The 24,839-nt window shown below is 42.5% G+C and carries 22 protein-coding genes, 1 tRNA gene and 1 pseudogene; 6 read left to right on the forward strand and 18 right to left on the reverse strand.

The annotated features are described in order from the left end of the window. Nucleotides 1-22: 22 nt before the first annotated feature. From OCC_RS01570 to OCC_RS01600, 8 genes are read right to left on the reverse strand one after another with little or no spacing between them, the layout of a single operon-like run. Nucleotides 23-859, reverse strand: a complete 837-nt coding sequence (locus tag OCC_RS01570) for an aldo/keto reductase (RefSeq protein ID WP_004069073.1) — start codon at nucleotides 857-859, stop codon at nucleotides 23-25. Further along, a complete protein-coding gene (locus OCC_RS01575) occupies nucleotides 849-1,208 on the reverse strand; it encodes an iron-sulfur cluster assembly protein (protein WP_004069071.1) in 360 nt (119 codons plus the stop codon). The genes OCC_RS01570 and OCC_RS01575 overlap by 11 nt, the downstream gene beginning before the upstream one ends. A gap of 5 nt (nucleotides 1,209-1,213) precedes the next feature. After that, complete coding sequence (locus OCC_RS01580; protein WP_004069070.1) at nucleotides 1,214-1,534, reverse strand: iron-sulfur cluster assembly protein; 321 nt, start codon at nucleotides 1,532-1,534, stop codon at nucleotides 1,214-1,216. A gap of 59 nt (nucleotides 1,535-1,593) precedes the next feature. Further along, nucleotides 1,594-3,492, reverse strand: coding sequence for a molybdopterin-dependent oxidoreductase (locus OCC_RS01585; RefSeq protein ID WP_004069067.1), 1,899 nt, complete (start codon nucleotides 3,490-3,492; stop codon nucleotides 1,594-1,596). Between the two features lie 9 nt (nucleotides 3,493-3,501). Then, nucleotides 3,502-4,062, reverse strand: coding sequence for a DNA replication complex subunit Gins51 (locus OCC_RS01590; RefSeq protein WP_004069065.1), 561 nt, complete (start codon nucleotides 4,060-4,062; stop codon nucleotides 3,502-3,504). A gap of 30 nt (nucleotides 4,063-4,092) precedes the next feature. Then, complete coding sequence (locus OCC_RS01595) at nucleotides 4,093-4,842, reverse strand: DNA polymerase sliding clamp (RefSeq protein WP_004069063.1); 750 nt, start codon at nucleotides 4,840-4,842, stop codon at nucleotides 4,093-4,095. 2 nt (nucleotides 4,843-4,844) lie between these two features. Further along, nucleotides 4,845-5,015: a hypothetical protein gene (locus tag OCC_RS12520; protein ID WP_004069060.1), complete on the reverse strand. Its 171-nt coding sequence runs from the start codon at nucleotides 5,013-5,015 to the stop codon at nucleotides 4,845-4,847. 11 nt (nucleotides 5,016-5,026) lie between these two features. Next, nucleotides 5,027-5,353 carry a transcription factor S gene (locus tag OCC_RS01600; protein ID WP_004069058.1) on the reverse strand — a complete coding sequence of 109 codons (327 nt, stop codon included), beginning with the start codon at nucleotides 5,351-5,353 and terminating at the stop codon, nucleotides 5,027-5,029. A gap of 180 nt (nucleotides 5,354-5,533) precedes the next feature. On the opposite strand from OCC_RS01600, the gene OCC_RS01605 reads away from it, so the two are divergent. Both OCC_RS01605 and OCC_RS01610 read left to right on the forward strand, forming a co-directional pair. Then, nucleotides 5,534-5,992 (forward strand): hypothetical protein, encoded by a 459-nt coding sequence (locus OCC_RS01605; RefSeq protein WP_004069055.1) that lies wholly within the window; start codon nucleotides 5,534-5,536, stop codon nucleotides 5,990-5,992. Nucleotides 5,993-6,091: 99 nt separating this feature from the next. After that, entirely contained in the window at nucleotides 6,092-6,880 is a 789-nt protein-coding gene (locus OCC_RS01610; protein ID WP_004069054.1) for a 4-phosphopantoate--beta-alanine ligase, read from the forward strand. Here the strand turns inward: OCC_RS01610 and OCC_RS01615 are convergent. Then, nucleotides 6,877-7,605 (reverse strand): helix-turn-helix domain-containing protein, encoded by a 729-nt coding sequence (locus OCC_RS01615; RefSeq protein WP_004069051.1) that lies wholly within the window; start codon nucleotides 7,603-7,605, stop codon nucleotides 6,877-6,879. The genes OCC_RS01610 and OCC_RS01615 overlap by 4 nt on opposite strands. A gap of 145 nt (nucleotides 7,606-7,750) precedes the next feature. Next, complete coding sequence (locus OCC_RS01620) at nucleotides 7,751-9,004, reverse strand: aminotransferase-like domain-containing protein (protein ID WP_004069050.1); 1,254 nt, start codon at nucleotides 9,002-9,004, stop codon at nucleotides 7,751-7,753. A gap of 260 nt (nucleotides 9,005-9,264) precedes the next feature. Here OCC_RS01620 and OCC_RS01625 point away from each other — a divergent pair, with 260 nt between their 5' ends. After that, entirely contained in the window at nucleotides 9,265-10,233 is a 969-nt protein-coding gene (locus OCC_RS01625) for a ribose 1,5-bisphosphate isomerase (RefSeq protein ID WP_004069047.1), read from the forward strand. Here the strand turns inward: OCC_RS01625 and taw3 are convergent. After that, on the reverse strand, nucleotides 10,205-10,831 hold the full coding sequence (gene taw3 / locus OCC_RS01630; RefSeq protein ID WP_004069046.1) for a tRNA(Phe) 7-((3-amino-3-carboxypropyl)-4-demethylwyosine(37)-N(4))-methyltransferase Taw3: 627 nt from the start codon (nucleotides 10,829-10,831) through the stop codon (nucleotides 10,205-10,207). The genes OCC_RS01625 and taw3 overlap by 29 nt on opposite strands. 142 nt (nucleotides 10,832-10,973) lie before the next feature. On the opposite strand from taw3, the gene OCC_RS01635 reads away from it, so the two are divergent. Further along, nucleotides 10,974-11,050, forward strand: a tRNA-His gene (locus OCC_RS01635). Nucleotides 11,051-11,090: 40 nt separating this feature from the next. On the opposite strand, the pseudogene OCC_RS13130 reads toward OCC_RS01635, so the two are convergent. Together OCC_RS13130 and OCC_RS01640 are read right to left on the reverse strand one after the other, a co-directional pair. Further along, nucleotides 11,091-11,225: pseudogene (locus tag OCC_RS13130) on the reverse strand (hypothetical protein); the annotation flags it as partial. An 82-nt stretch (nucleotides 11,226-11,307) separates the two neighbouring features. After that, complete coding sequence (locus OCC_RS01640) at nucleotides 11,308-12,168, reverse strand: hypothetical protein (protein WP_004069044.1); 861 nt, start codon at nucleotides 12,166-12,168, stop codon at nucleotides 11,308-11,310. Nucleotides 12,169-12,625: 457 nt separating this feature from the next. On the opposite strand from OCC_RS01640, the gene OCC_RS01645 reads away from it, so the two are divergent. Next, complete coding sequence (locus OCC_RS01645) at nucleotides 12,626-13,774, forward strand: transglutaminase-like domain-containing protein (protein ID WP_004069043.1); 1,149 nt, start codon at nucleotides 12,626-12,628, stop codon at nucleotides 13,772-13,774. Between the two features lie 99 nt (nucleotides 13,775-13,873). Here OCC_RS01645 and OCC_RS01650 read toward each other — a convergent pair whose 3' ends face one another. From OCC_RS01650 to OCC_RS01670, 5 genes are read right to left on the reverse strand one after another with little or no spacing between them, the layout of a single operon-like run. Then, nucleotides 13,874-14,182 carry a hypothetical protein gene (locus OCC_RS01650; RefSeq protein WP_004069042.1) on the reverse strand — a complete coding sequence of 103 codons (309 nt, stop codon included), beginning with the start codon at nucleotides 14,180-14,182 and terminating at the stop codon, nucleotides 13,874-13,876. 12 nt (nucleotides 14,183-14,194) lie between these two features. Beyond that, nucleotides 14,195-17,128: a helicase-related protein gene (locus OCC_RS01655; RefSeq protein ID WP_004069041.1), complete on the reverse strand. Its 2,934-nt coding sequence runs from the start codon at nucleotides 17,126-17,128 to the stop codon at nucleotides 14,195-14,197. Next, nucleotides 17,125-17,601: a hypothetical protein gene (locus OCC_RS01660; protein WP_004069032.1), complete on the reverse strand. Its 477-nt coding sequence runs from the start codon at nucleotides 17,599-17,601 to the stop codon at nucleotides 17,125-17,127. Before OCC_RS01660 ends, OCC_RS01655 begins: the two co-directional genes overlap by 4 nt. A 3-nt stretch (nucleotides 17,602-17,604) precedes the next feature. Beyond that, complete coding sequence (locus tag OCC_RS01665; RefSeq protein WP_004069029.1) at nucleotides 17,605-21,000, reverse strand: DUF499 domain-containing protein; 3,396 nt, start codon at nucleotides 20,998-21,000, stop codon at nucleotides 17,605-17,607. Next, entirely contained in the window at nucleotides 20,997-24,068 is a 3,072-nt protein-coding gene (locus OCC_RS01670; protein ID WP_004069027.1) for a DUF1156 domain-containing protein, read from the reverse strand. Before OCC_RS01670 ends, OCC_RS01665 begins: the two co-directional genes overlap by 4 nt. Before the next feature lie 97 nt (nucleotides 24,069-24,165). Here OCC_RS01670 and OCC_RS01675 point away from each other — a divergent pair, with 97 nt between their 5' ends. Continuing rightward, nucleotides 24,166-24,651: a DUF365 domain-containing protein gene (locus OCC_RS01675; RefSeq protein ID WP_004069025.1), complete on the forward strand. Its 486-nt coding sequence runs from the start codon at nucleotides 24,166-24,168 to the stop codon at nucleotides 24,649-24,651. Nucleotides 24,652-24,839: the final 188 nt, after the last annotated feature.

Below are 24,839 nucleotides of genomic sequence, written 5' to 3' on the forward strand. Positions count from 1 at the left end.
AGATACGTAAATATTAATAAAATTATCGGACGCATTCGAGGGCTTTTTCGTAATCCTCTTTGCTCAATCTCCAGCCCATTGCACCGAAGTTCTCCTTAATGTGTTCCTTGTTTGCCGCTTTTGGAATTGCGACAACGTTTTCCTTCCATATGAGCCAGTTTAATGCAACTTGAGCGGCGGTTTTGTTGTATTTTTTCCCTATCTCTGCCAAACACTCGTTTCTGGCTAGGGTTCCCTTTTCCAATGGGGTGTATGCCATCAACGTGATGCCCTCTCTCTTCATGTATTCCAGCAAGCCGCTCTCTTCTGGTCTTCGGTCTTTTAGAGAGTATTTTACTTGATTTACCACAATTTCGTATTTCCTCATAACCTCCTGACTCCTCTTGAGAAGTTCAAGATCGAAGTTGCTAACGCCAATGTATCTGATGAGACCTTCATCTACAAGCTCCTCCAGGGCATGAAGGGTTTCTTCTATTTTCCTAAAGTCTTCAGTAGGCCAGTGAAGGAGATAGAGGTCTATGTAAGTGCCCAGTCTCTTTGCACTTACCCTTGCTGCTTTTTTGGCACTCTCGTATCCAAAATGGGTAGGCCAGATTTTGCTCACTATGAAAATATCTTCTCTTTCAAATCCCTCTATGGCTTTCCCAACGAGCTCTTCGCTGTGGCCAGAGGCGTAGAATTCCGCCGTGTCTATGAGGTTCATTCCGAGTTCAAGCCCGTATCTAAGAGCCTCTATGTGCTCTTTATCTCTTGAGTAGTCCGGACTCTCCCAGCCTCCTACCCCCCATGTACCCATTCCAATGGCTGTAACCTTGTCATCTCCAATTCTTTTTAGATCATTAAACGCCTTAACCCTCATTTTTATCCCTCCATTCCTCAAGTAAAAGTCCAATTTCATTATACACCTTAACGCTCCTAAAACCTTTTTCCCTTAATACTTCAATGATGTCTTTAATAATCCTCTTCTGCACGTTCATGGCAATCGCCTGACAAAAATGACACTCGGGAGTAGTTCTAGCTAGGAAAAGCCATACCATAACCTTTTCATTCTCCACAGTTAAGCCATACACTAAACCTTCATCCACTATATTAAGTTCCGTTTCCGGGTCTCTAACTTTTCTAAGCTCCTCCACAACATCTTTAACCTCAGGAGGAAGCTCCTTTAGGGTCCCCCTAGGTTTTTCTTTAAGGAAATCTAGAAATCCCATCTTCCTCACTTCTTCTCAAATTTTGCAAGAAGGTTGTTTTTCATGTCATATATGTAAACCCTTGGAAACTTCACAAGGGCAAAGCGTTCCATTATATCACCAATTATCTTTGAATGAGCTATTGCAGCGCCCCCAATCATGTTGTAGTAGGCGTTGCTCTCCACAGCTAGCCATATCTTGAGGGTGTTATCACTAACGTCAAGTCCAGCTAAAAGACCGGCATCGAGTATATTCATCGTGCTTATTGGATCAATAACAGTGCTTAACTCCTCGAGAACTTCTTTGTATTCTTGAGGATACTCCCTATCCTTTCTATAAACTTTCATTTTTCCTCACCACTTAAGAATTGGAGAGAATACATAAAAACATTTTTGGACAAATTTGGTTAAACCTTTTTCACCTCTACCCAGGTTGAATGGAAAGCTGAGGCGTTTCCATATTTCTCCACGGTCTCATCGCTTGTAAGGAAGTTCACATTCCAGCCGAGCAGTCGAACCCAGAATGCCTTATAGAGAATCACGACTCCTTCGGGAACGTCTTCACTAATCTTCGCCACCGTTTTTATTTTTCCGTATTCGTTGAAAACCTCCACTTCATCGTTCTCCTTGATACCTCTCACCTTAGCATCCCTGGGGTTAATGTAGAGGTGAGGGTCAATTATGTTGTAGGTGTTGTGATACTGGCTTGTGATTGTCAGCTTCCACGTTGGACTCAAAAGCTGGAGCCCTTTCCCTTTCAGCGGTTTATACTCGGGGAAAGGTGAAAGACCCCGCTTAAGAGCCCTCTGAGAGTAGAACTCTATCTTCCCACTTGGGGTGCCATATTTTCTTTCCTTTGCTTCAACTTTTACAAAGCCTTTCTTTTTGAGCTCCTTCAAGCTTAAACCGTTCATCTCCAAGACCTTTCTCACAACCTCTTCATCGCTTTCATAAAGGTAGGGATTCTCTATACCCATGGCTTTAGCGAGCATTCTAGTTACTTCACTGTTGCTCTTCCCATAGAGCCTCGTCACGGGCTCGTTTAATGCAACATAGCGGTGATAATAGGAATCCGCAATATCAAACCTCTCAAAGAACGTGTTCGCAGGTAAAACCACATGAGAATAAAGGGCTGTATCAGTTAAAAAGATGTCATGAGTCACGACAAACACATCGTTCTCTATTATGGCACTTCTTAATCTGTTCTGATTCGGAAGCGAAGCCAGAGGATTAGCGTTGTATATGTAGAGGAACTTAATCTCACCATTCTCTATGTATTCGGCAAGCTTCATCTGGGGTACTCTTTTGACCGGTTTTGTTCTTAGAAAAGCTCCCTCCGCATAGCTTTTATCGATTGTTTTCATATCGTAGATAAAGCCAAACTTATGTCCCACAAGAGCTGGGAGAATAGAAACAGCCCTCACGGCCTCCCCGCCATTGAGGGAACGTTGAAAACCATATCCGATGTGGATAACTCCCCTCTTCTCGGAATACTCGAAAGCAAACTCCTCTATTCTCTTCCTTCCAATTCCGGTTTCCTCGCTTACAAAGTCTAAGTTTATCTTTTTGAGATATTCCGTAAACTCTTCAAACCCGTATACGTTTTCTCTTACGAAGTCCTTATCGTAGAGTTCGTTTTCAACGATTACCTTTGCAATTCCCAAGGCAAACAGAGCATCTGTGTTGGGCCTTATCTGGAAAAACTTTTCGCTCTTTTTTGCAGTCTCTGTTTTAACGACATCAACAACCCATTTTTCGAGGTTGTATTTTTTCGCAAACATGAATCCATGGAGATTCGTCCAAAACGCATTTATCCCCCAGTACACGATAAGCTTTTGGTTCTTGAGATCTTCTGGGTCCATCCCCACAGCAGTCCCATAGACGTCTTTTAAAGCCTCTTGACCGGCTCTATCGCATATTCCATAATCGAGCATTGCAGTGTTAAGATAATGGAAAAGCCTCAACGGGAAGGCATAATTAACAACCCCTCTATCGCCGGCATAGTTATAAACAAGAACACTTTCGCTTCCATAGTTTTCTATTGTTTCCTTCAACTTGTCTGCAACAGCTTTGATAGCTTCGTCCCATTCTACCTCTTTGAATTTATCCTTCAGCATTTCCCTCATTAGCGGCTTTTTTAACCGCTCTTCGCTGTGGAACCACTTTGGCAGAAGAGCGCCCTTCGGACACAAAAAGCCCCTCGTTATTGGATGATCCGGATTCCCCTTAACAAAAAGCTTTCCATCTCTAAGCTCGCTTATAATTGCACAGGTGTCGTAGCAGTCCCTCATACAAACGCTGAACATTGGAAACACCTAATGGGAAATGCTCACCCTTCTAGCCGCTTCTCTCTGAACTAGAACATGCCCAAGGGTTCTCGGAAGAGTAACTAGATCTCCTGCCTTGAAGGGTCCATATTCCCTCAAGCGTTCGTCCATGACCTTTGGAATATCTTCGAGAATAAGGTAAGCCTCCCAAATCTGTTTTCCACTCTCTGGAATTTTTTCTTCGACTTCTTCTTCAACTATTTCAATGTCTTCCATGGGGATATGCTCCCTGTTCACAAACGCCAAAAGAATGGAGAAGATCTTCCTTTCTTCACCAACAAGGTTATGTGGTCTTCCTTCAAAGACCATGTCCACTATTTTATGAAGCCTTATGCGAAGTATTTCCTTGATAAGCTTTTCCGCAACATTCATCTCTGCAAGATACAATCTTTCCTCGATTTCTTCTCCCCTCTCCTTGGAAGACTCTGCCCTAAGCTTTAATGCCTTTACAAGGCTGTCGAACTCTTTGTAAAACTCTTCATCTAAGGAAGTTAATTCGTTTGAAGATAATTCCATCTCCAGAAGTTCCCTGAGCTTTGCGAGATCCAATTTAACCACCTAAAAAATAGTATGAGGAGGTCACTCCTCAACTCTCGGAGCAAGCAAGAACGTAAGCCTTCCCTCGTCCCTAATTGGATAGTCCATCTGGAGGGGCATTTCGTTTCCGAATCTGAGAACGACTTCGTCAGCTTTTCCGATTCCTTTCACCATATCCGCGAGGTAGCTGACACCATAGGCGCTCCTAGTTTCTTCTTCAACTTCAAGGTCGAGTAAGCCTTCGTCTTCAAGCGTGAGCCTTATCTCGACCTCTTGAGTCTCCCCTTCTGCCCTCATAATGAACTCATTCTCTTTGGCAATAAACTTTATGGAGTCACTAACAAGGGAGGCATCTTTAACTGCCTCCTTAAGAACCTCACCGAGAACGACTGCTTTTACAGTGAAAGGTAATTCGGGGAGCTCAAGCTCAAGCTCCTCAACTTCAATGAGGGGAAGTCTGAATGTCCTTTTTGCAGTTCCCTCAAGGGTTACCTCAAGGAAGTTTTCTTCTCCCTTCCTAAGGACAAGGATGTCTTTGCTCTTTCCTCTCTTGAGGATTTTCTTGAAGTGATCCATGTTAACGCCGATGGTTTCTTCTCCTTCAACGTCATATTTGCTGAAGATCCCGGCGGGGAGGTTGAGGTCAATCAAAACAACCCTGCTTGGATCCATGGCCCTCATTGATATGCCTTCCTCTGTAACCTTGAAGGCCGCCTCATCGATTAAATTACTTGCCGTGTCAATCAAGCTTGCAAAATCCTTTGCCCCATCAAAAACTATCTCGAACGGCATCTTTATCCCTCCATATCGTTGAGAATTTTAGCCATCAACCTTATCCTTTCTTTACCTCTCCATAAATAAGTTTTTCCATTGTTCACATCGGGTATCCTTCTATATGCTTCGTCCAACTCCTTTAAAGCTTTTTCTACAAGGCGTTTAAGCACTTCTATTTCAAGTCTCTCCATGAATTTCACCGCTATTCATAGCTTCTCCATGTGTAGCCACACTTTGTACAGCGGTAGAAGATCGTTGAAGGCTCATCTCCAGCCCTTGTCTGCATTTCCCACCAGTAGGCCTCATCGTTGCCACACTTTGGACAGGTTATCTTTACTTTTGGAAGTGTAGCTATGTCCTGCTCAATAACGGGGATGTCTTCTCTCTCGTGCTTGACCTTTTGGGTTATTTTGTATCTGTTTGCCGTCTCTGGATCAAGAGGTTCCTCATATCCACATTTCCTGCACACAAAGACTCCCTTCTTCTTATCTGGCAGCATTATGCTCCCACATTTTGGACAGAATTTCATTCTCTCACCCCCAGTCTAAGACAAAATTGCCGAGATCGAAATAAAAAGTTTTGCTATGTTAGGGACACAAAGGGAAGAGTTTTTAAGATCACGCTAAAACTCAAAAATAAGAACAACCGATGATGAGTGTCATCCCAGCCGAATGGTGACGAAGTTTTATCCCCACCTGAGGTGTAGAAAATGTTCAAATTTTTCAAGAAGAAGAGGAAATATGGTGCCTTGATATATGTGAGCGAGCCTACGATTATTTACCATACCCAAACCGAAAGGGCGCTGCTGAGGGTTATTGAGGAGAAGCTTAATTCGAACAACTTTATACTTCCTTCAGATTATGGGCTAAAGCCCACACACCACATGATAAAAGATGCAGAGATATTTGTTGCTATTGGGATAGTTGGTAAATTCACTTCTCTCGTTAGCCGGGAAATAAAAATCGCCCAAGAACTTAAGAAGAAAATTTACACCATAAATGTGGTGAGGAAAGGTAATGAGATTTACTACGATTTCTTTGAAGGCATTCCCGATGATATGGAGTGGCTAAGCGAGGAAGAAACTCAAAAGCTCTACGAGGACTTTAGGGGCGAGGAATTCTCAGGTTTTATGAAAGTCTTCTTGGGGGACAGAAGAAGGCAATTTTAGTAATTGTGCTTTTCACACTGGCTCCACTCCTCCAGAGGTACTTGAAGAGATAAGAAAAGACTTTTATTTTCTCTCCCTTATATCCCTTCGGTGATAAAAATGGCAAAATTTTTTGTGCCTAAATCACATCCTAGGTATTGGAGCCTTTATTACAGGCATAAACTGGAGGAAGCTCTTGAAAAGGGCATTTTGGCTACGGCGGGGTTAATTGCCCATGGAAGGGGAGAAGCTTTTGATTACCTTATCGGAGAAACCACCATCGAACCAGCAGAAAAAGCCATGAAAGCCGCAATTGCAAAACTCCTCCTAGCTGAGCATCCGGTACTTTCAGTAAATGGAAACGTGGCAGCGCTGGTTCCAAAGGAAACAATAGAGCTTGCAAAGGCCCTCAATGCAAAACTTGAGATAAACCTCTTCTACCGGACAGAGGAAAGGGTTAGGGCAATAGCGGAAGAGCTCAAAAAATACGACCCGGAAATTGAGCTTCTCGGCATAAACCCAACCAAAAGAATTCCAAACCTAGAAAGCGAAAGGGGCAAAGTTGATGAGAATGGCATATGGAAGGCAGACGTTGTCGTTGTACCATTGGAGGATGGAGACAGAACGGAAGCACTCGTAAAGATGGGCAAGTTCGTTATAACAGTTGATTTGAATCCTCTCTCACGGAGTGCAAGAATGGCGGACATCACTATAGTTGACAACATAGTAAGGGCATACCCAAGAATGATCGAGCTGGCCAAGGAAATGAGAGAACTCCCTAGGAAGGAACTCGAAAAGATAGTGGCGGAATACGACAACGGGAAGATACTCAGTGACGTTTTAATTCATATGAAGTCTAGACTAGAGAAACTAGCCGAAGAAGGTGTTTGGAGGAGAGAAAATCTTTAAATTTTTTCAGCTTTTTCTACTAGAGCCCTTAAGCTTACAATCAGCTCGTTTTCGTCTTTAGCTTTTGATATAACCAGAGGGACTCTCTCCCTCTCCGCTATTTTTACAGCGAGTTCATCAAGTCTTTTAACCCCATGGAGGACAACTACCGCTGGTTTTAATCCCTGGACTCTTATGGCGATCATTGGACTCCTTCCCGTGGTCACTTTGGTGAAGACTAACGCTCTTTCAGTGGTCCACCCGTAGAGCTTCAAAAACTCATCACTGCTCATTTCTAAAATGGCTTGTATGCTGTCTATAACGGTATAACCATAAATTTTCCTTCCAAGAAGATCTTCATTTGCAGCAATCTCTCCCTTTACCGCAGTAACTATATCGGCAACTGTAACGGGAAAGGCAAACTCCCTTATGTCGAGGATAGCATTTGTGGGGAGATCACTACCTATAGTCCTGCTAAAAGCCCTTATGACATTCCCTCCTCTCTTCTCATCTATTTCTAGGAGGGCCTCAACGAATTTCCTAATCGTGGAAGCACCAGGGCTTTTTCTTCTACCACCCTCATAATCGCTGATCACCGAAGAAGATACACCAAGAAACTCGGCAAGTTCAGTCTGACTTATGCCAAATATTTCTCTCCACTTTCTCATGGTCTTTCCGGGATCTGAAGATAGGGTTATTTCCCCAGCAATTCTTTTTGCCAGAGCTTCCTTCTCTTTCTCCAACATAATTAATTCCTCACATTAAGTTGTTATAAGTTTTTCGGCAATTGCCTTATAGAAAGGGGGTAATAACCCGCCCGAGTTCATCGACTCCGCCTTCGGCGGTGCTCCCCGGGCAGAGGTAATTGGAACTTTTCATTAATAACCTTTGCTATTTCTTCATTTCCTCCTTTATTGTCTCGGCAAGCCTTTTTATACCTTCTCTAATCTTCTCCTCTGGAACATAGGTGAAGTTAAGCCTCATTGTGTTCTTAACATCCCTGTGGGCAAAGAAAGCCTCTCCCGGAACATACGCGACGCCTTTTGCAACGGCCTTCTCAAGCATAAGTTTTGTATCAATCCCCTCAGGGAGGGTCGCCCAAACGAACATTCCACCCTCTGGCTTTGTCCACTTAACGCCATCTGGCATGAACTCTTCCAAGGCTTTTAGCATTGCATCTCTCCTTGGTTTGTAGAATTCAATTATCTTCGGTATGTGCTTATCTAAATATCCTCCCTCTACGTACTTCCACGCTATAACCTGGCTGAAGGTGTTTGTACAGAGATCAACGCTCTGCTTGGCTATCTCAAGTTTTCTTATGAAATGAGGCTCTGCAGCTATCCATCCAATTCTAAATCCTGGGGCAAGTATCTTGGAGAACGTTCCGAGATATATAACCCTGCCCTCTTCATCCCATGCCTTAATGGGCTTTACCGGCTCACCAGAGTAGCGGAGCTCCCCATAGGGATTGTCTTCAACTATTATAAAGTCATATTGACTTGCAAGTTCGAGGAGCCTTTTTCTTCTCTTTTCATTCATTGTTACGCCCGCTGGGTTTTGGAAAGTTGGAATTGTGTAAACTATCTTCACTTTCTTCCCTTCTTTTTCCAGCTCCTGTAATTTTTCCTCAAGAAGATCAACGTTCATTCCCTCGTCGTCAAGAGGTATCTGAACAAATTCGGGCTCATAGTACTTGAAAGCTTGAAGGGCGGCAAGGTAAGTTGGAGCTTCAACTACAATAATATCCCCAGGATTTATGAAGACCCTACCGATTAGGTCAAGAGCTTGCTGTGAGCCACTTGTTGTCATAATATCTACTTTGGAGATAGGGATATCGTATCTCTCTCTCATCCATTCGGCCAATGCAAGCCTCAAAGGAGTAAAACCTTTAGTGGTTCCATATTGAAGTGCCTGAGCTGCGTGCTTTTCAAGAACCTCCTTAGTGATTTCCCCAATTATCTCCACTGGGAAGGTTTCAGGCGCTGGAAGACCGCCAGCAAGTGAGATCACATCCGAAGTCTCAACGAGCTTTAAAAGCTCCCTAATTTCTGAAGCCTTCATCCCAAGAGCCTTTTCCGAGAAGTATTTTTCATAATCCAAAGTTGGTGCCTCCAATTTCTCCTTAAGCCTTTTCTCAAGCTCCATCTTAATCTTCCTCCGTACAGTTTATTTAATGTACTAAAGTGAACACGTACCCTGTTTTATGCATTGATAGTTTTGTGGCAATTAAATATAAACCTTTCGGCGTTGGTCGGAAATACCCTTTATGTTTGTAAAGATTTGAAACGTGATAATTTTATGTACATCAAGGAACATATAAAAACATTAACGAACAGAAATTGAAGCAATAGGAGTGAGCTATATAAACCCATCTGAGGAATTAAGATCATAATGGGGGGATTGAAATGCCCGTAATAAAAGAGGTTTTAGAGATAGCGGAGAAGATAAAGACGATGGAAATAAGGGGAGCAGGAAAAATAGCAAGATCCGCTGCATATGCTCTACAATTACAAGCTGAAAACAGCAAAGCAAAGACTGTAGATGAACTCTGGGAGGAAATTAAAGAAGCAGCGAGAATTTTATACCACACAAGACCCACTGCCGTTTCTCTTCCAAATGCCCTCAGATACGTCACATATCGCACAAAGGTAGCATACAACAGCGGTGCAGATTTAGAAGAGCTCAAGTTCATAGTGATCAATTCAGCAAAAGAGTTCATACACAACTCAGAAAACGCCGTTAAAAGAATAGCCGAGTTTGGTGCAAAGAGAATTGAAGATGGAGACATTATAATGACTCACTGCCACTCGAAGGCTGCTGTTGGGGTTATGAAAAAAGCATGGGAAGAAGGGAAGGATATCAAGGTCATTGTCACTGAAACAAGGCCAAGATATCAAGGAAAAATTACCGCTAAGGAGCTTGCTGAAGCGGGAATCCCTGTTATCTACGTCGTTGATGGCGCAGCGAGGCATTACATGAAAATGACCGACAAGGTGGTTATGGGTGCAGATTCAATAACAGCTAACGGTGCCGTTATCAACAAAGTAGGAACTGCTCTGGTAGCTTTAACGGCAAAAGAACATAGGGTATGGGTCATGATAGCCGCAGAAACGTATAAGTTCCATCCAGAGACACTCTTGGGACAGCTAGTTGAAATAGAGGAGAGAGATCCTTATGAGGTTGTTCCGAAAGAAGAGCTCGACACATGGCCTAAAAACATTGTTGTTAAGAACCCTGCCTTTGATGTCACACCACCAGAGTACATAGACGTTATAATTACCGAAAAGTCTGTTATCCCTCCATATGCGGCAATAGACATACTAAAAGAAGAATTCGGATGGGCACTCAAATATACCGAGCCATGGGAGGATTGAGCTCGTAGAAAAGCTCGTCTTCCCCAAGCTCCTCTTTCAGTTTTTTAAAGTTCTTCTCAAGTCGTGGTAGCCTTGATTTGCTTCGCTTAAGCATCTCATTTGCCAGGTTAATTGAAAACTCAAGGTATTCGTCGCTTATTAATATTCTCCCATCCCCGCCGAGTGGAACGGTTAAGTATTCGGTACTATTTATCTCTACTAATACTCGTTCTTTGCTCAGAGCTTTGAAAGTGGTGTACTTAAAGCCCGAAGAAAGACCGATTTCGTGAAGCTTTTTTCCGATTTCTACATTTTCTCCAACTATGTGAAAAATTGGAGGCTGGGCTTTAAGGAATATTACTCCTTTTTGTGCAGCTTTCAAGCTATTTTTTGCCTCTTCAAACGTTATTGGGAAGTGTTTCTTAATGAGCCATCTTGATAAAGGTTTAGCCCCTATTTTGGGCTCTTCGATTATTCCCACCCTCCCGGAACATGAGCTCGTTGTGTAAACTCCTTTTATTGAGTTGATAAGCAAAAGAAGGTCAATTATATCACTATCTACCTTACACTCTTTTATTGCGGTAAAGAGTGTCTTCAAGGCTTCTCTTTTTGCTCTCATCTCCAGCTCACCTCTGAAGACAATTCTCTCCAGCAAACTTTTTCTAAGACGGCTAATTGGTCATTAATCCATTCTTAGCACTTTTTGACCATATTTTGGCGAAAAGTTTATAAAGATATCCCAGATAGCTAAAGTGGACATGGCCGGGGTGGTGTAGCCTGGTTAGCACAGGGGACTGTGGATCCCCTAGCCCGGGTTCAAATCCCGGCCCCGGCCCCAGAAACAGACTTTTCTGAAAATAGAGATTTAAAAGAGCCTCCTCAAGCAATTGAGACATGTTGATGCCTTCTCTCTTCGCGAACCCCACCAAATCCGCTCTGACTGAAAGCGTTACCTTCTTCTTTGATGCACGCTTTTGTACAGAATACGTATTCAAATACGTATTAGGAGACATACATTATCTCCTCCATTTACAACTTCACAATTCTCTAACTCCCCTCTTTATTATCCTGATCTCATTAAACAAAAAAGAAAAGTCAAGAACGTTCTCTCAGCAAATTTGCTATGCCTCTCGTTAACTCTGCTATTGTCTCTAATGTAATTACGAGCGAATGTTTCTTTTTTGGATCATGAAATTCTTTGAAAGAATCTATCATCCCTACCCCATAGTACACAGCCTTTTCTATTGCGTTCTCTTTGGAATCTCCCTTCTCGAGCTGATAAATGTACTGTTGTGCAACTTTTTGAATAACCTCATATATCCCATTATTTGAAACCCATTTACGCATATTTCCAATTGCCAATTGTTGTTTTAGTTCATTAAACTCATCTATACTCAACTTGCCTTCGTATAGTAAATTGAACACACCATCAATAAAATCAAATTTCGGAATAGAAATGCCTACCTTTTCCTCAATATTCTCTTTCACGAGTTCGAAATCCTGAACAACCTGTTCAATAGCCATCGTAAACTTTTTGTACAAATCCCTTGTAAATACATTTCTTTCAAAATCACCATGACCAAATTTTTTCAATCCAACATTTGCTCTCTTGTTAAATACTGCAAATCTCTCTGGGTCAATACAGAACAAAATCTCAGTAATACTCGCTGGTCCAAACCCCGGGATCTTTTCTTCTACCAACTTTTCTGGATCCTTCTTTACTACTTCGAGTTTTTCTGCAATATCCCCAACAGTAAATCCTCGGTTTATAATCCTTCTGTCAATTGCTTTGTCTATTGAACTGATAGCTTCTGAAGCCCATAAAGACCTCAATAGGGACTCTAAAGCAGTTTTATTTCTTTTCTGTAGGAATCTTTCTAAATTTTGAAATACTTCTTCTCTGTGTCTTGCTCTCTCTATCCAATATCCTTTATCAAATAGAATGTCCGAGGCCATTTTAGAACACCCCTACGTACAATATCTTTGTCGCGTTTTAGTATAATAGCTTTTCGTATGAACTAAATGTTGTACCAAGATATGAAGAAAAAATTTATTCGACAATATTGCCATTACTAGTATTGCTCGAGTCAGCTTCTGAAGATAAAAATAGATACATAAATACAATCACATACACAGCCGATAATATAAACTGATAACATAATAATAACTGATAATAACAACGAAGAATATTGAGGAAACATTACTTCTCAAACTGGCAACATAGTGGAAAAGAGTTTTATTAAATTAGCAACTAAAATTATTTTGGATGGGCTATGGAGTTGGACAATCCAAAAATCCTTGTTGCTTTCGTTAATTTCTTCTTTAGCATAGTAGTGTCCATATTATTTATTCCTATACCAGAGGTAGCTCATCGAGAAGCCTATAGAACAAAATACCCACCGGGATGAGAATCATGTTCCCGAGAATAATGCACACGATTAGAACTTTGGATAAAAGACAATATTTGCCTTCAGAAAAAGATATAGAGCGCAAAGACATCAAAGAACTTTCCTACATTTTAAAAGAGGATTCTGATGTAAAGACACTCACAAATATCCTCGAATGGCAAGAGCGTAATATTAGGTACTGGGACGAGCGAGGATACTTGCATGCATTGTTTTGGATAATAGCAATAATGCTAATTCTATTCATACCGAAATTAGAGCTGCAAATTAAAGGTATTCTGATACTGGTAATTGTTGTGATTCTCTATGCCGGAAACATATATTTATATCTTTTACCACAAATTATCTTGCTGAGTTGGCTTCTTTTCGTTCTATGGTCCATTTATATTACCAATCCACTAGTTAGCATACAGATAGTTTCTCTTGGTCAAATAATTGTGTTGGCTGTAATTTTAGGAGGGCTAATTTCCCCTATTATTTATTTGTGGGTAAAATACCGGACAATAAAATACTACTCTCCTCATTTCAAATTGAGCGATACTTTTGAAACGAGTTTACCAGTAGAAAAAATTTTGAGTTATCGCCTCGCGGTGTGTAGGGACTATGCAAAATTAACAGCTGCGTTATTATTTAATCTCTACCCTGAAAACGAAATATACTTTATTGAAATCCCTAATCACGTTGCGACTGGAATAAAAATTAGGGATAAAATCTATGTACTGGATCAAAAATTGCCAATAACTTCATTAGACCAATGGATACATTATTGGAAGTCAAGATTAAATAAAAAGGCACTAGAGGTTACAATTCTGAAAGCAGTTTATCAGAAGGGTAAAATAAAAATAGAAAAAGTAGACCAGAAAAAAGTCAAAAATCTCAATATTCCCACGGTAGATGTGAACTCTCTCAATAGAAAACTACCAGAAGAACTAGGTATTGAAGAAACAACAACATCAAACAAGGTCGAGAAAATCAAGTCAATTCGACTAAAAGATATGGCTTTGAAATATGAAAAAGATGAAATTGTAGAGTATTCAATGGCACGTGCTTTTAAAAACAAAATACTAAATGAGTTCTGTGAGAATACAAAAAAGATTACAAAGATAGAAGTTCAACAAGATGGCAAGGATATTGTTTTGAGTATCTTTTACATCTGAACAGTTATGGTCCCTAGATCTTGCATTTAAAAGATCCTAGCTGGATTTATACATCAATTATCAATTCCAAGATTTAGATAAAGGATATTCTCTTGCTCTTTAAACTTGGAAATCATCAGGAAGTAGAGATGCTAATACTTCAGCTAATCGTTCTGGATTAGAGAGAACATATACAAGAATCTTTTCGATTAATGCAGACTTTGGGCAGTCGATCCCACTATTCTGTAAATTAGCACAGAGATAATGAATGAACTCCTCTACAGGCTCGGAGAGAGCAACTGTAATAGGAACTTGGCCGTACAATTCTAGTTTGTCCTTGTTTTTTAGAAAATTTTTATAAACAACCTCGAAATTCACAAGCAATTCTTCGAGACGTTGCACGATATTTTCTTTTTTAGCGCTTGGCATCTCCCGCCCCCATCACATGGAAACGCCAATAACATACCTCCGCTTTTCATCTACCTTGAAATCTACCCGAGTAGTGATGTCTACTTCAAGACCATCTTTCAAGAGGAATACTCTTCTCTCCGCCCCATCGAAAAGATTGTGAATTCTCAAAATCACGGGCTTTGTCTTGATGTTAGCAACGAGATAAAGGACATAATCCTCTTTGTGTTGTTCTGCAAACTCCTTTTCCTTTTCGGTCAACTCAGCAAATAGTATCAGAGGACCATGCCCCTTCACTTCAATGTACTTCTCCTTCCGGACACCATTCTCAGTCCACCAAACATAAACATCATAATGCTCCCTCAAGGAAACATCCTCAACATCCCACAATTTGCCCCTGCTATCAGCACCGAACTTCCTCGCGAGCCTCTCAGCCTCAAGGTTCATTACAATATCCATAGCCTTCTTCTCCATTCTGAATATCTCCTCCGTGGGCACAAAATTCCTCTCAAGTACCAGCAAGTCCTTGTCCCTCGGGGCAGCTATTTTTTCTTTATCCAAACCCAGAATGTCTAACAACCCGACAGGCACAACCTTGTAGAGGTTAAACTCTTCGCGAGGAACATATTCCAAAACAGTGCCAAGTTCCACATCAACGTAAACCTCTCTAAAGAGCCGCCCCTGTTTTAAAGAACCCAACTGGCTTTCATATGACTCCAAGTATTTTCTGACTATGGTAGAGTAGAATGTCTCCCTCCCAATTTTCTTCACAAGCCCCTCCATGCCGAAGGGCAATTCTTTCTGCCTCGGTTTAGGAGCAGGGAGGACTTCTCCGGAGAACAATTCCATCAGGTATTTAAAGACTTCAAAGCCCTTTTTCTTTACTACGGGCTTTCCATTCTCGATACTCACTATTACTGGAAACCTGTACAACACATTTCCACTTGTATCCCTCAAGGCTACGAAGTACAAGTACTCCCGTTGTGGAACGTCAGAGGCTATAAACAATCTCGGAGGGATTACTCCTCCTTTGTCCACAAATATAATCCTCAAAATGTTTTCATACTTTTTTGCGAGCTCCTCGATCTTGTCTTGTTTCAAATATTTCTCGTCAAAGAGTAGCTTTGAAAGCTCTTGGCGAATTTCCTCGGATTTTGCTGTTGGAAATACTTGGTTTCGCTCTAGTGCATTTTTCAAACTAGCTATAGTCCTAACTAGTGCCTCCGTATAGCTACCCAACTGCTTCTTTAGAGATGCGTAGATTAGATCATACTCTGAAACTTTCTTCCCTTTTTCATCCACTAGGTAAACATACTCTTCAAATTGTAGAGTGTCAAATATAGCACCAGTGCCCTCTTGAATATTCATTATTTTTGAATACAAGTTCTGTAAAACATCTCGATCCCCGCTTGTTGATAGGAACATAATATACGCCGTAGTTTCTCTTTCCTGTCCTAAACGCCAGACTCTTCCAATTCGTTGTTCAAGTTTAATTGGACTCCACGGAGCCTCATAGTTTATAACAACACTTGCCACTTGGAGGTTCAAACCCTCACTTGCCACATCAGTAGAAATTAAAACCATCGCATCCCTTTTTAGCCTCTCATTAATCTCTGAAAAGTCTCCTTTGTCCTTTCCAGAAATCGTGAGAATCTCGTCGTCCCTCAAATAAATCCCGTTCTCACGAAGGTATTTTGGCAATGCCTCCTTCAAGTGTTCAAGAGTATCAACATATTCGGTAAATACTACAACCTTCTCTCCATTTTTCAAGTGAGTGGCAATTATATTTGCTAGGGCTTTGACTTTGCTATCTTTCCCAGAGACCTTGTAGCCCAGTCTGATTATCTCTTCCAGGCTTTTCCTTTGACTTGTACTCAGTGCCCCCGAATATTTCTCGAGGATCGAATAAACAATGTTGTCAATTTCGTCCTCATATTCTTCGAGCTCGATCTCATCAAAACTCATGGCAAAAAGTTTGCTCAGATAATTGTTAATTTCATCTTGCGAGTACCTTGGGGGCTCGCTTGCAGTTCCCACGATTTTTGTTAAAGTCTTCAATGCTGCTTGGATACTCGAAGAAGCCCTTTTCCTCAAAAGAACAGCCAAGAGGGCTTGCACTGAGTATTTTTCTGAATCCCTAACCATTTCTTCCAAAACGCCTTCGAGTTTTTCATAGTATTCCTTCTCTTCAGGGTCAACATCCACGACTACTGCCCTGAACTCGCAGCCTTTGAAAATTTCTTTGCCTTCTAGATTGTTAACTATCCTCTTTGTCCTCCTAAACAGGATTGTATCGTGGGTTCTTTTATAGAACCCGGGCTTGTGAAGTTTTCCGTAGTCTTCAACGAGGGTTGGATCGATCAAGCGAAGTCTCGCAAGATAGTCTTTTGGATCCCCGCGGTGGGGTGTTGCGGATAGCAATAGTAGGTGTCTCTCTTTTTTCTCCGCGAGTTTTCTCACGAGTTCATACCTTTGCGTGCCAAGGGTTACGTTATGAGCCTCATCTACAATCACGAGATCCCAGTCCACGTCAAGTATTTTTCTAGCGTGTTCAGTTCTTTTAGCGAGGTCTATTGAGATTATAATGTATTTTCCATTTGAGAAGCGCAACTCTCTCTCAAGGTCTGCACCGCTCTTTACAACCCGTGGAATTCCACCCACTCTTTTAACTTCAGACTCCCACTGCTTCAAAAGAATCTTGGGCACTAAAACAAGTATTCTTTTAACCTCGCCTCTCAGTTCAAGGTATCTCGCGATTGCCAAGGCTTCTATTGTTTTCCCCAAACCAATTTCATCTCCAATCAAAAGCCTCACGGGTCTAGTCATGACCGCATGATAAAGAAGGTGTATCTGGTGCAAGAAGGGCTTGATTTCCACGCCTGGATACCTATTCAGGGAATAGAAGAAAAGAGGAGGGGTCCCTAATACAACTTCTCGAAGCAATGCGTTCTTTGTTTCCTCGCTCACTTCTGTATCACCCCTTCAACTTCAAGGAATAGCCGAGCCAGGTGCAATAGTTTCCTTCTATCCTCATGCTCCCACCAAGCATTCTTGAAAGTGGCTGCCCAGTAGCGTAGTGCAATTGGCTCCATCTGCAAAACATGATCTTCCAATCTGGCCCATTCTGAGGGTTTTCTGAGCACCTGCATGCCCATAGCATACAGGTATAGTCTGAGGTATGCGTAATCGTCTTGCCCGACTAGTGTTAGTCTCTTTTTGCCCTTTACTTCAAAGCCGAGTCTCTTTGCGAACTCTATGAACTCGGGTAAAAATATTCTGGCGACTCCTTCCGATTTTGCCTTCACGTACTCGACGCCCTTTGAGGTCCTCAGCGGTACTATGGGGATAAACTCCGCGAGCTTGTGTTCGCGCTTTACTGGGGTTTGCACGGGCCTTGCATACTTTATTTTTATCATGTACTTGTTCTTGAGCTCCTCCATGCTTCATCCCTCCTTTTTGATCTTGAAAATGGCTTTTCTTGCCAGCGGCCGTAGTGCTTCAACCCACCACTCGTCAATAGTGATCTCCTCCAATGGTTCGATGTCAATTTTTGTGCTAACTTCAAGGTTGAGAAGTGGTTTGAAGTCTTTCACGGGCTTGATGAGCTCTCTGAGCAAAGCTACGTCGAGATTTCTAAATGTAGCCTCATACTCATACGGTTCTGCGATTTCAACGTGTCCCGTTGCGATTCCTTCTAATGTTTCTGGGATCCTTTCAAAGTCTTCAAGCGTTGATATATTCTTTATCTCAAGCAGCTTGCTTCCAATGTGTTCTTTTGTTATCTCAGGAACCTCAACCACGTCGGTTCTTGGGATCAGGGTGACTTCATCGGACTTTGAAAGCCCATCCGCCCTCACGGTTATTCTATAACGCCTCTTCTCTTTTGGAATTTCGAGCGTCCATGTTGTGCTAAACGGCACTTTACCACCTGTGGATTCAAGTTCTCCCTCTTCAACTTCTAATTCAACCTCAAACTCTTCTCCGCCCGTCAATGGGGTTACTTCTACTCTAATTTCTGCCAGGCTTCCCGGTTTTCCTTCAACTGACTTTGGATATAGTTTTACCAAAAAGTCTCTCTCCTCCTCGATGAGTATCTCCTCATATTTCCTCACAATATATCCGTAAAGCAGCGACTCATAATTGTCCTCTTTGATCCTATATCTCTCCCCTTCTTTCTCAACTAAATCTCTGAGCAATCGTGGTTCTGAAGTGGGCGTTTCATACACTTCAAACCATACTTTAATGAGTTTGTTGCCACGTACTTCTTCCTTTTCTTCAGGTAGGATGCTATTTATTTGCTCTTCAAGCGCCTCGCGAGCTGGAATAATTAGATCACCATCTCTGATGGAATCGATTTCGCCCCTCTCCTCGTGTAATGGCGGGCGTTCATTGTAAATTCTCTTGAATATTACCCTGTCTCCCCTCTTGATACCGATTTTTAGGTTCACTACTCCATCTTTTATTGCGTCTTTCAGCTTCGAATCCTCCACCATTGGGAGCCTTGTGTTGGATTTAATTATCCTTCTCAGTTCTTCAAAAAGAATTCTCCTTCTTTCGAGGTTTATGTTGGCTTTGTCTTTTAGATATCTTGAAAGCCCATCGAAATTAATATCCGTCTCAATCTTTCTAGCCTGAACAAGTGCGTCGTACACGTTTTGCACGATTGACTTCGATGCTGGGGATGCGTTGGTTGTTGAAACATCATCGTCCTCCGGATATGCAACAACGCCAAAAGCCTCTACTGAAGATTCTTCTAAATTCCCTAGGGCGGTTTCTTGAGTCCTCCTTGCTATGCTTGTTTGTACTTCTATGATCTGCTTTCTTTCAAGAGGATCCCTTCCATAATTTCCATATTTGACTTTAATTTCCTCTTTGACCTCATCACAAGCGATAATTTCTGCAGTATAGTCCATGAGCTTCTCAAGAGAGCCATTTTTCATATATGCAACCACGGTCGTGTTCTTGTACGTTTTTGTTCCCGTGCCTGACTTGTACAGGATATTCCTCAGAACATCCTTGCTCACAAAGTTTTCCTCTTTTAACAGTATTAGGAGCTTGTAATCCTCCGAGTCCACCAACTCCTCCTGCACTTCCCTGGTAACTATAATGTTTTTCTCACTAAAGAAAGGTATTTTATGATCACTTCTCTTTCTACCTGTTACACTGCCCTTGAACACCATTTTCTCTATGTAATCCTCAAGTCTTGCGAGAACTTCTCCTTTACGCGATTCAAGTATTTCTTTTTTCTTTGAGTTAATCATTTCCCGCACGTTAGCTATGCGCCAAAACCAGAAACGACCATCATCGCTAGTGTTTAGGTAAATAAACTTTCCGGCTTTTGTTAACAGGCCAACCACATCTGCAATATCAGTTGGAAGCCATCCTTCTTTTTCGAACAGGTTGTGCTCATATACCGCCTTTGCGATTGTCTGTCTTGTTGGGAACACTGGAAGCGGAGTTGGTTGGTCATAGGGGAATGTCTTCAAGAATATGTATGTGACTATTATCTTCCCAAGCTCCCCCTTCAACTCTTTTCCAAAGTTAGAATCCGCGAGGTCTTGGTCAACAACAACTCCATAACTGCTAAAGTCTATTTCAACATCAGACTTTCTTGCGAAAAATGAACCCCTAATGCGGTTGTCCTTGAGAGGAATGTGGTAGGGCATTATCAAGGAAGGTGCAAAGCCTGTCTCTTCGTATTGCCTCACTAAATTCCTAACCACAATTCTAGTTATTCTGACCATATCCCTCGTCTTTTGCAAGCCAACCCTCTCAATGATGGTTCTCAAAACCGAGATGTACTCCGGATGGAATGGATACGTATTCTGAATATCATTAATAACATCTGAAGCCATTCCAAAAACTTCCTCGTTGGACGTATAAACATCCCTGTAAATCGAGATTACTTCATCCTTTCCTTTTATAGTTTTGAATATCTTCTTTTTCAGAACTTCGGCAATTTCTCCGCCAGCTGGGCCTTCGGTACGAAGGGGAGAGAACGTTGCGTGCCCCGCGGACCTTGATAATCCTTGCCAGAGTGAAATTACAACTTCGTTATCATACTCTTTTTCAACTTTCAGGCTTTCACTGACCGGTAGAGTCACCACAAGGGCTGTGTTGCTCCCATAAATCGCAGTCGCCAAGACATCAAAAAACATTGCTCCATTCTTGGCATATCTCCTATCTCTCTCGTTGTCGCTGTTCTTTAAATGGCTGAAGTGGTGGGCGATCTCATCCACTAATAGGAGGACTTTTTTGTCCTCAAAGAGCTTTCTAATCGTGCTCACAGCAGGGACTGTCAAGTTATCATCGTCGGCCCTAACTAAATAATACTTGCCAAGAACGTGGCCAAGGTATCCCCACACCGTCTGAACCTTGTATGCCCCAAAATCGAGAGGATTGCTTGGCTGTCCAATGTTCTCTTTTCCATAGATTACGACAATCTCGACGCTGGCATTCTCGAGCCTCTCAGCGATTGCCTTTATTCTCTGCACCTTCTCCTCGGGATAACCTGCCAGAACTTCATCGTCTAGTAGTGCCTCAGGATTTCTAAACGCGTGGTAGAGTGCCAGCAATGTGTGGGTTTTACCACCACCAAAGAGAGAATAAACAAGATACACATTCTGTTTGGACTTGCCCTCGAAAGTATCAAGCAGCCTCTCGAAAATGTCGAGCATCGAGTCTGTGAAGTACGTCCTTCTAAAGAACTCTACTGGGTCTGAGTAAATGTATGGAGACTGCCCAGTCACAACGTCGCCGATTTCGGGAGCAACTTGGCCGTCAAGACTCTCATCCATAACGTCCTCTCTAACTTCAAGAAACTGCCCCAACTTGGTCATACAACAACACCCCCCGATAAAATACCCACGAGCCTATTAATTAAATAAAGCTCCAACAGTCCTTTGTCCTTCAATTCTCTTTCATATTCCCTAACGTCGCCCCCGAGCACTCTCCTGTAATACCTGTGTATCAAGAATGCCATGTTAATGGCTTCCTCAACTTCGGCTGGGGCTTTGGACTTCAATTCTTCAAGGATCCGGCTGAACTCCTCTTTTGGCAGGATGTATGCGTAGTACTCGAGCAAGTGCAATGCATCTACTGACGTCCTGATCTTGGGGTCTTTCATATTGATTCCCCGCTCGGAGAGAAGGGCTTGAATATCATATGGTTTGGGCAGTTCATTCTTTTTGGCTATCAAATCAACCGTGTAGAGTGTAAATTCTTTCTTGTCGGAACTACCGGTCTCTTTTAATACCGCAAGCCCTTTCTTCTTCTGTGATGCTGTAATCTTGTCTATATCAACACCCGTTGCAAGCCTCAGTAGCACGATGTCATTGGGGCTCAAACTCCTGCTACCAAAGAGTATCTTGTACGCAGTGTAGAATACACCATAATTCGATGAAACACTCCTTCCAGATTCACCCGTTGCAATAGCGTTTATTATGCTCAAAATTGTCGATGGGTACACGTACTTTTCTAGGAGCTCTTTTGTAGATATGCTGCCAGTGGACCCATAGACTTCCTCGTACTTCGTGACTTCTTCAAGGATACCGGCCATTGTTCCATACAACAAATCAAGCTCTTGATAACCGTGATCGATTAGCACTCTCGCGGTCTCCTCTCCTTTCACCCTCATCTTTTGGAGAAGATCCCTGATTGAGATTTCCCTCTCCTTCCGTTCAACATTTTTCCATACTGCGACGATTGAGGTATCTAGAGATAGCTTGCCCCTGCTGACTATATTAGTCTCTGACTCTGTCGTTAATGGAATCGCCCTCGTTATCTGGAGCCCAGCCCTCTTCCACCCAGCCTCTAAAAGGTTCGCCCACGAAGCCGGGTCGGTGTGGGCATAATACGTAACGATCAGCCCATCCTCTTTCAGGTGCTTTTTCATTGAGACAAAGGCTTGGCTAAAGAGATCTTCAAAGTGCTTCTCCGCCACTTCCTTCTTGTTTTCTTGATCCATGAATCTCCCCGGGTTCGTTGAGACTTCCTTCTTTGCGAATTCTTGCCACTGAGTAGGAATTTCTCTAAAGATACTCTTGCCCCCGATCTTTATCTCCTTGAAGAACGCTTTCTTGTGGAACCTCGGGACTAGCTTGCCGTTCTCAACGTCGCTCAAAGCCCTCTTCAGCCACACGTAGTAAAAGTCGCTCAGTTCAGTGTAGGGGACATCGTCGGCGTAGGGTGGATCCGTTACGATGACGTCGAACTTCTCGCCGAGGTTGAGCGAGGTCGCGTCGCCCTGGAGAACTCTGATGGAGTTGCCCGCGAAGTCCGCAAGGGTTCTTTGGGATGAAGAGAGGGTAGAAGTGAGATATTCAAGACCTCTCAGAATCGCAGGGAACGTTTTGATTATCCCTCCAAAATTACCGAACCAAGGACTTTCCGTCCAGTTCCAGTTCATTGCAATTCCACGTGTTGACATCGTCTCCCCAATTTTCCACCAAGTTGAATCCCAGCGAGTAACAATTGAATTGTAGTATGCATACTTCAACATTGCTATGCTCAAATACGTCGCCACGGCCTCCGCGTACTCGAAGGCTTTCTCTTTATCCCAGCCTTCCTTGAGCTTCTCTTCCTCAACGCGCTTCCCGACCTCGCGGATGAGTTTTACAATTTTTATCAGCGTCAAGAGCTGGCGGGGGTTGAAGAACTGATACCATTTTTCTGCACTGAGTATTGGAGTAATACGACGGTTCTCGTAAAGAGGTATCGGTTCAGTCGGCACGTCAGGGTCTTTCTTTTCGAGCATTTCTTTGACCTTCTCCTTCGCCTTCAAGAGCTTCTCGTTGTCCTCTTCTGTGGCAGGCTCAAAGACTAAATCTCCATCTATTACCTTCACTCTAACGAGGATTCTCTGCCTCGCGAACCTCTCATCACCCTCGTGGTATTTTCTCAAAGCCCACTTTACGTAGAAGTCAAAGTCATTCTTGTCCCCTCCCTTGGGCTTGGCAAGGTAATGATTGCCCTCACTATCGGCATATTTCACAAGGTTTCCACAGTAAAGACATGCCATTTGGTTCTTTTTTGCCTCAATGTTCGGCTTTGGAACCTCAAAGATCACTCTGTTACCTTCAACCCTAGCGATGTCGCTATCAAGCTCCCCGTTTTGGATCATTTGCTGAATTTCCTTCGCGGTTTTCTCGTCCTCAAAAATTATCTTGCCTGTGTTAGTGTTTACTTTTGCTTTTGAGACATCGCCCACGATTTTGTTCAAGTCTATGATTTCAATCTCGATTTCATCTCCATTTTTCTTTGGCTTCATATATGCCAAACGCTGGTACTTGCCCTTGCTGTCTTTTACTCTTGCCAGCCAGTAGTTGCCGATTATCGGAGTCCACCTTCCACAGTGAGGGCACTTGGCTTCCCACGTGCCGATGTAAACGGCAACGTCATCATCGTAAAGCTCCCTGATTTCAGGGTCGTTCTTCAACTGTTCGGTAATCCAGTTGCCCCACTTTTCAACATCCTTCACGAGGGGTTTTCTAAACTTCTTGGGGTAATCGAGGACGGCTTTGAGAAAGACGTATGCTGTTGGTAATAGTTCAACGGCAGTAACGTCGAGACCAAGCCTCAGACCTTCGAGTGGAATTGATCCAAAACCTGCGAAGGGGTCGAGAAGTTTTTTCCCTCTGAAGTATTTCTCCCATTCTGGTGGGATTTTCGGGTTAACACGGTGGGGAGTCTTCTCATTGAGACCTATGGCTGTTTTGAATCTTTTGGGGTCTGTATTGTACGGGAGGAAGGCTCCGGTGATTACTCCTCTCGCACCGATTAGAGGTTTTCGTGTCCACCAGAATACCATTTCCCAATATGGGGGTCTTCCGGGGCCTTTCTCTTTTTTACTGGCATCATTTATTTCTTTTGCTGGAAAGTCAGGGTTTTCAATAAAATACATATGCATAGTTACACCCTCCTATAGTATTCTATTAAAGAACATTATAAACCCTTCGTGGTTCTTGTGTCGCATATCAACCATTTTTTAGAAAGGGTTTTATTTGATGGAGGGCATAATTAATACACCAATCATGGAGGGGATGCCTGTGGAAGATGTTGTTGGTGCAACGTTTCCCGTTCCAAAAAGCTTTTTGGAAAGAATCCTAGATGGGAAGAAGGATGTCTTTGTAAAGCCTGCTACACTAACTAAACTGAAGAAGGGTATGAAGATTGTATTTTATGCTTCTCGTGAGGATCAGGGTTTTCATGGGGAAGCAGAGGTAGAGAGTGTAGAGGTGTTTGATAACCCTCTAAAAATTCTGGAAAGATATGGGGATAGGTTATTTCTGACTGAGAAGGAGTTCAAGGAGTATGTTGCTTCTCAGAAGCGTTGGGGTCGGGAAAGACACAAGCCGTGGATGGCTATTGTGCTGAGAAATATTAGGAGGTATCCCAGGGTTGTAAAACCAAAGAGATTTGTAGCAGTATCTGGAAGATATGTGAGAGGGCAAGAATACGAGTGGATTCTGAAGAATGCTGGTGTTTTATAGCTAAATGTTTTGAAATAACTTTGTCTTTGCTTTTCTTTAGCATCTGTTTCTTTAGGGGGTGATGTCTCCACTCTCGGACCCCCACCTGCTCACCAAATATGCAGTGTTTTGGAGCACTATTTCCACTCTCGAACCTCCGGGGGTTAATTACTACTATATTGGGTCGACTCACTACTACTGGGTTGTGG

Origin of the sequence: Thermococcus litoralis DSM 5473, assembly GCF_000246985.2 — an archaeon.
GTDB classification, from domain to species: domain Archaea; phylum Methanobacteriota_B; class Thermococci; order Thermococcales; family Thermococcaceae; genus Thermococcus_A; species Thermococcus_A litoralis.

Excerpts from the sequence above, each read along its gene's own strand:
- OCC_RS01570 (WP_004069073.1), bottom strand. The coding sequence starts at position 859 with ATGAGGGTTAAGGCGTTTAATGATCTAAAAAGAATTGGAGATGACAAG.
- OCC_RS01575 (WP_004069071.1), bottom strand. The coding sequence starts at position 1,208 with ATGGGATTTCTAGATTTCCTTAAAGAAAAACCTAGGGGGACCCTAAAG.
- OCC_RS01580 (WP_004069070.1), bottom strand. The coding sequence starts at position 1,534 with ATGAAAGTTTATAGAAAGGATAGGGAGTATCCTCAAGAATACAAAGAA.
- OCC_RS01585 (WP_004069067.1), bottom strand. The coding sequence starts at position 3,492 with ATGTTCAGCGTTTGTATGAGGGACTGCTACGACACCTGTGCAATTATA.
- OCC_RS01595 (WP_004069063.1), bottom strand. The coding sequence starts at position 4,842 with ATGCCGTTCGAGATAGTTTTTGATGGGGCAAAGGATTTTGCAAGCTTG.
- OCC_RS12520 (WP_004069060.1), bottom strand. The coding sequence starts at position 5,015 with ATGGAGAGACTTGAAATAGAAGTGCTTAAACGCCTTGTAGAAAAAGCT.
- OCC_RS01600 (WP_004069058.1), bottom strand. The coding sequence starts at position 5,353 with ATGAAATTCTGTCCAAAATGTGGGAGCATAATGCTGCCAGATAAGAAG.
- OCC_RS01605 (WP_004069055.1), top strand. The coding sequence starts at position 5,534 with ATGTTCAAATTTTTCAAGAAGAAGAGGAAATATGGTGCCTTGATATAT.
- OCC_RS01610 (WP_004069054.1), top strand. The coding sequence starts at position 6,092 with ATGGCAAAATTTTTTGTGCCTAAATCACATCCTAGGTATTGGAGCCTT.
- OCC_RS01615 (WP_004069051.1), bottom strand. The coding sequence starts at position 7,605 with ATGTTGGAGAAAGAGAAGGAAGCTCTGGCAAAAAGAATTGCTGGGGAA.
- OCC_RS01620 (WP_004069050.1), bottom strand. The coding sequence starts at position 9,004 with ATGGAGCTTGAGAAAAGGCTTAAGGAGAAATTGGAGGCACCAACTTTG.
- OCC_RS01625 (WP_004069047.1), top strand. The coding sequence starts at position 9,265 with ATGCCCGTAATAAAAGAGGTTTTAGAGATAGCGGAGAAGATAAAGACG.
- taw3 (WP_004069046.1), bottom strand. The coding sequence starts at position 10,831 with ATGAGAGCAAAAAGAGAAGCCTTGAAGACACTCTTTACCGCAATAAAA.
- OCC_RS01640 (WP_004069044.1), bottom strand. The coding sequence starts at position 12,168 with ATGGCCTCGGACATTCTATTTGATAAAGGATATTGGATAGAGAGAGCA.
- OCC_RS01645 (WP_004069043.1), top strand. The coding sequence starts at position 12,626 with ATGTTCCCGAGAATAATGCACACGATTAGAACTTTGGATAAAAGACAA.
- OCC_RS01650 (WP_004069042.1), bottom strand. The coding sequence starts at position 14,182 with ATGCCAAGCGCTAAAAAAGAAAATATCGTGCAACGTCTCGAAGAATTG.
- OCC_RS01660 (WP_004069032.1), bottom strand. The coding sequence starts at position 17,601 with ATGGAGGAGCTCAAGAACAAGTACATGATAAAAATAAAGTATGCAAGG.
- OCC_RS01665 (WP_004069029.1), bottom strand. The coding sequence starts at position 21,000 with ATGACCAAGTTGGGGCAGTTTCTTGAAGTTAGAGAGGACGTTATGGAT.
- OCC_RS01670 (WP_004069027.1), bottom strand. The coding sequence starts at position 24,068 with ATGCATATGTATTTTATTGAAAACCCTGACTTTCCAGCAAAAGAAATA.
- OCC_RS01675 (WP_004069025.1), top strand. The coding sequence starts at position 24,166 with ATGGAGGGCATAATTAATACACCAATCATGGAGGGGATGCCTGTGGAA.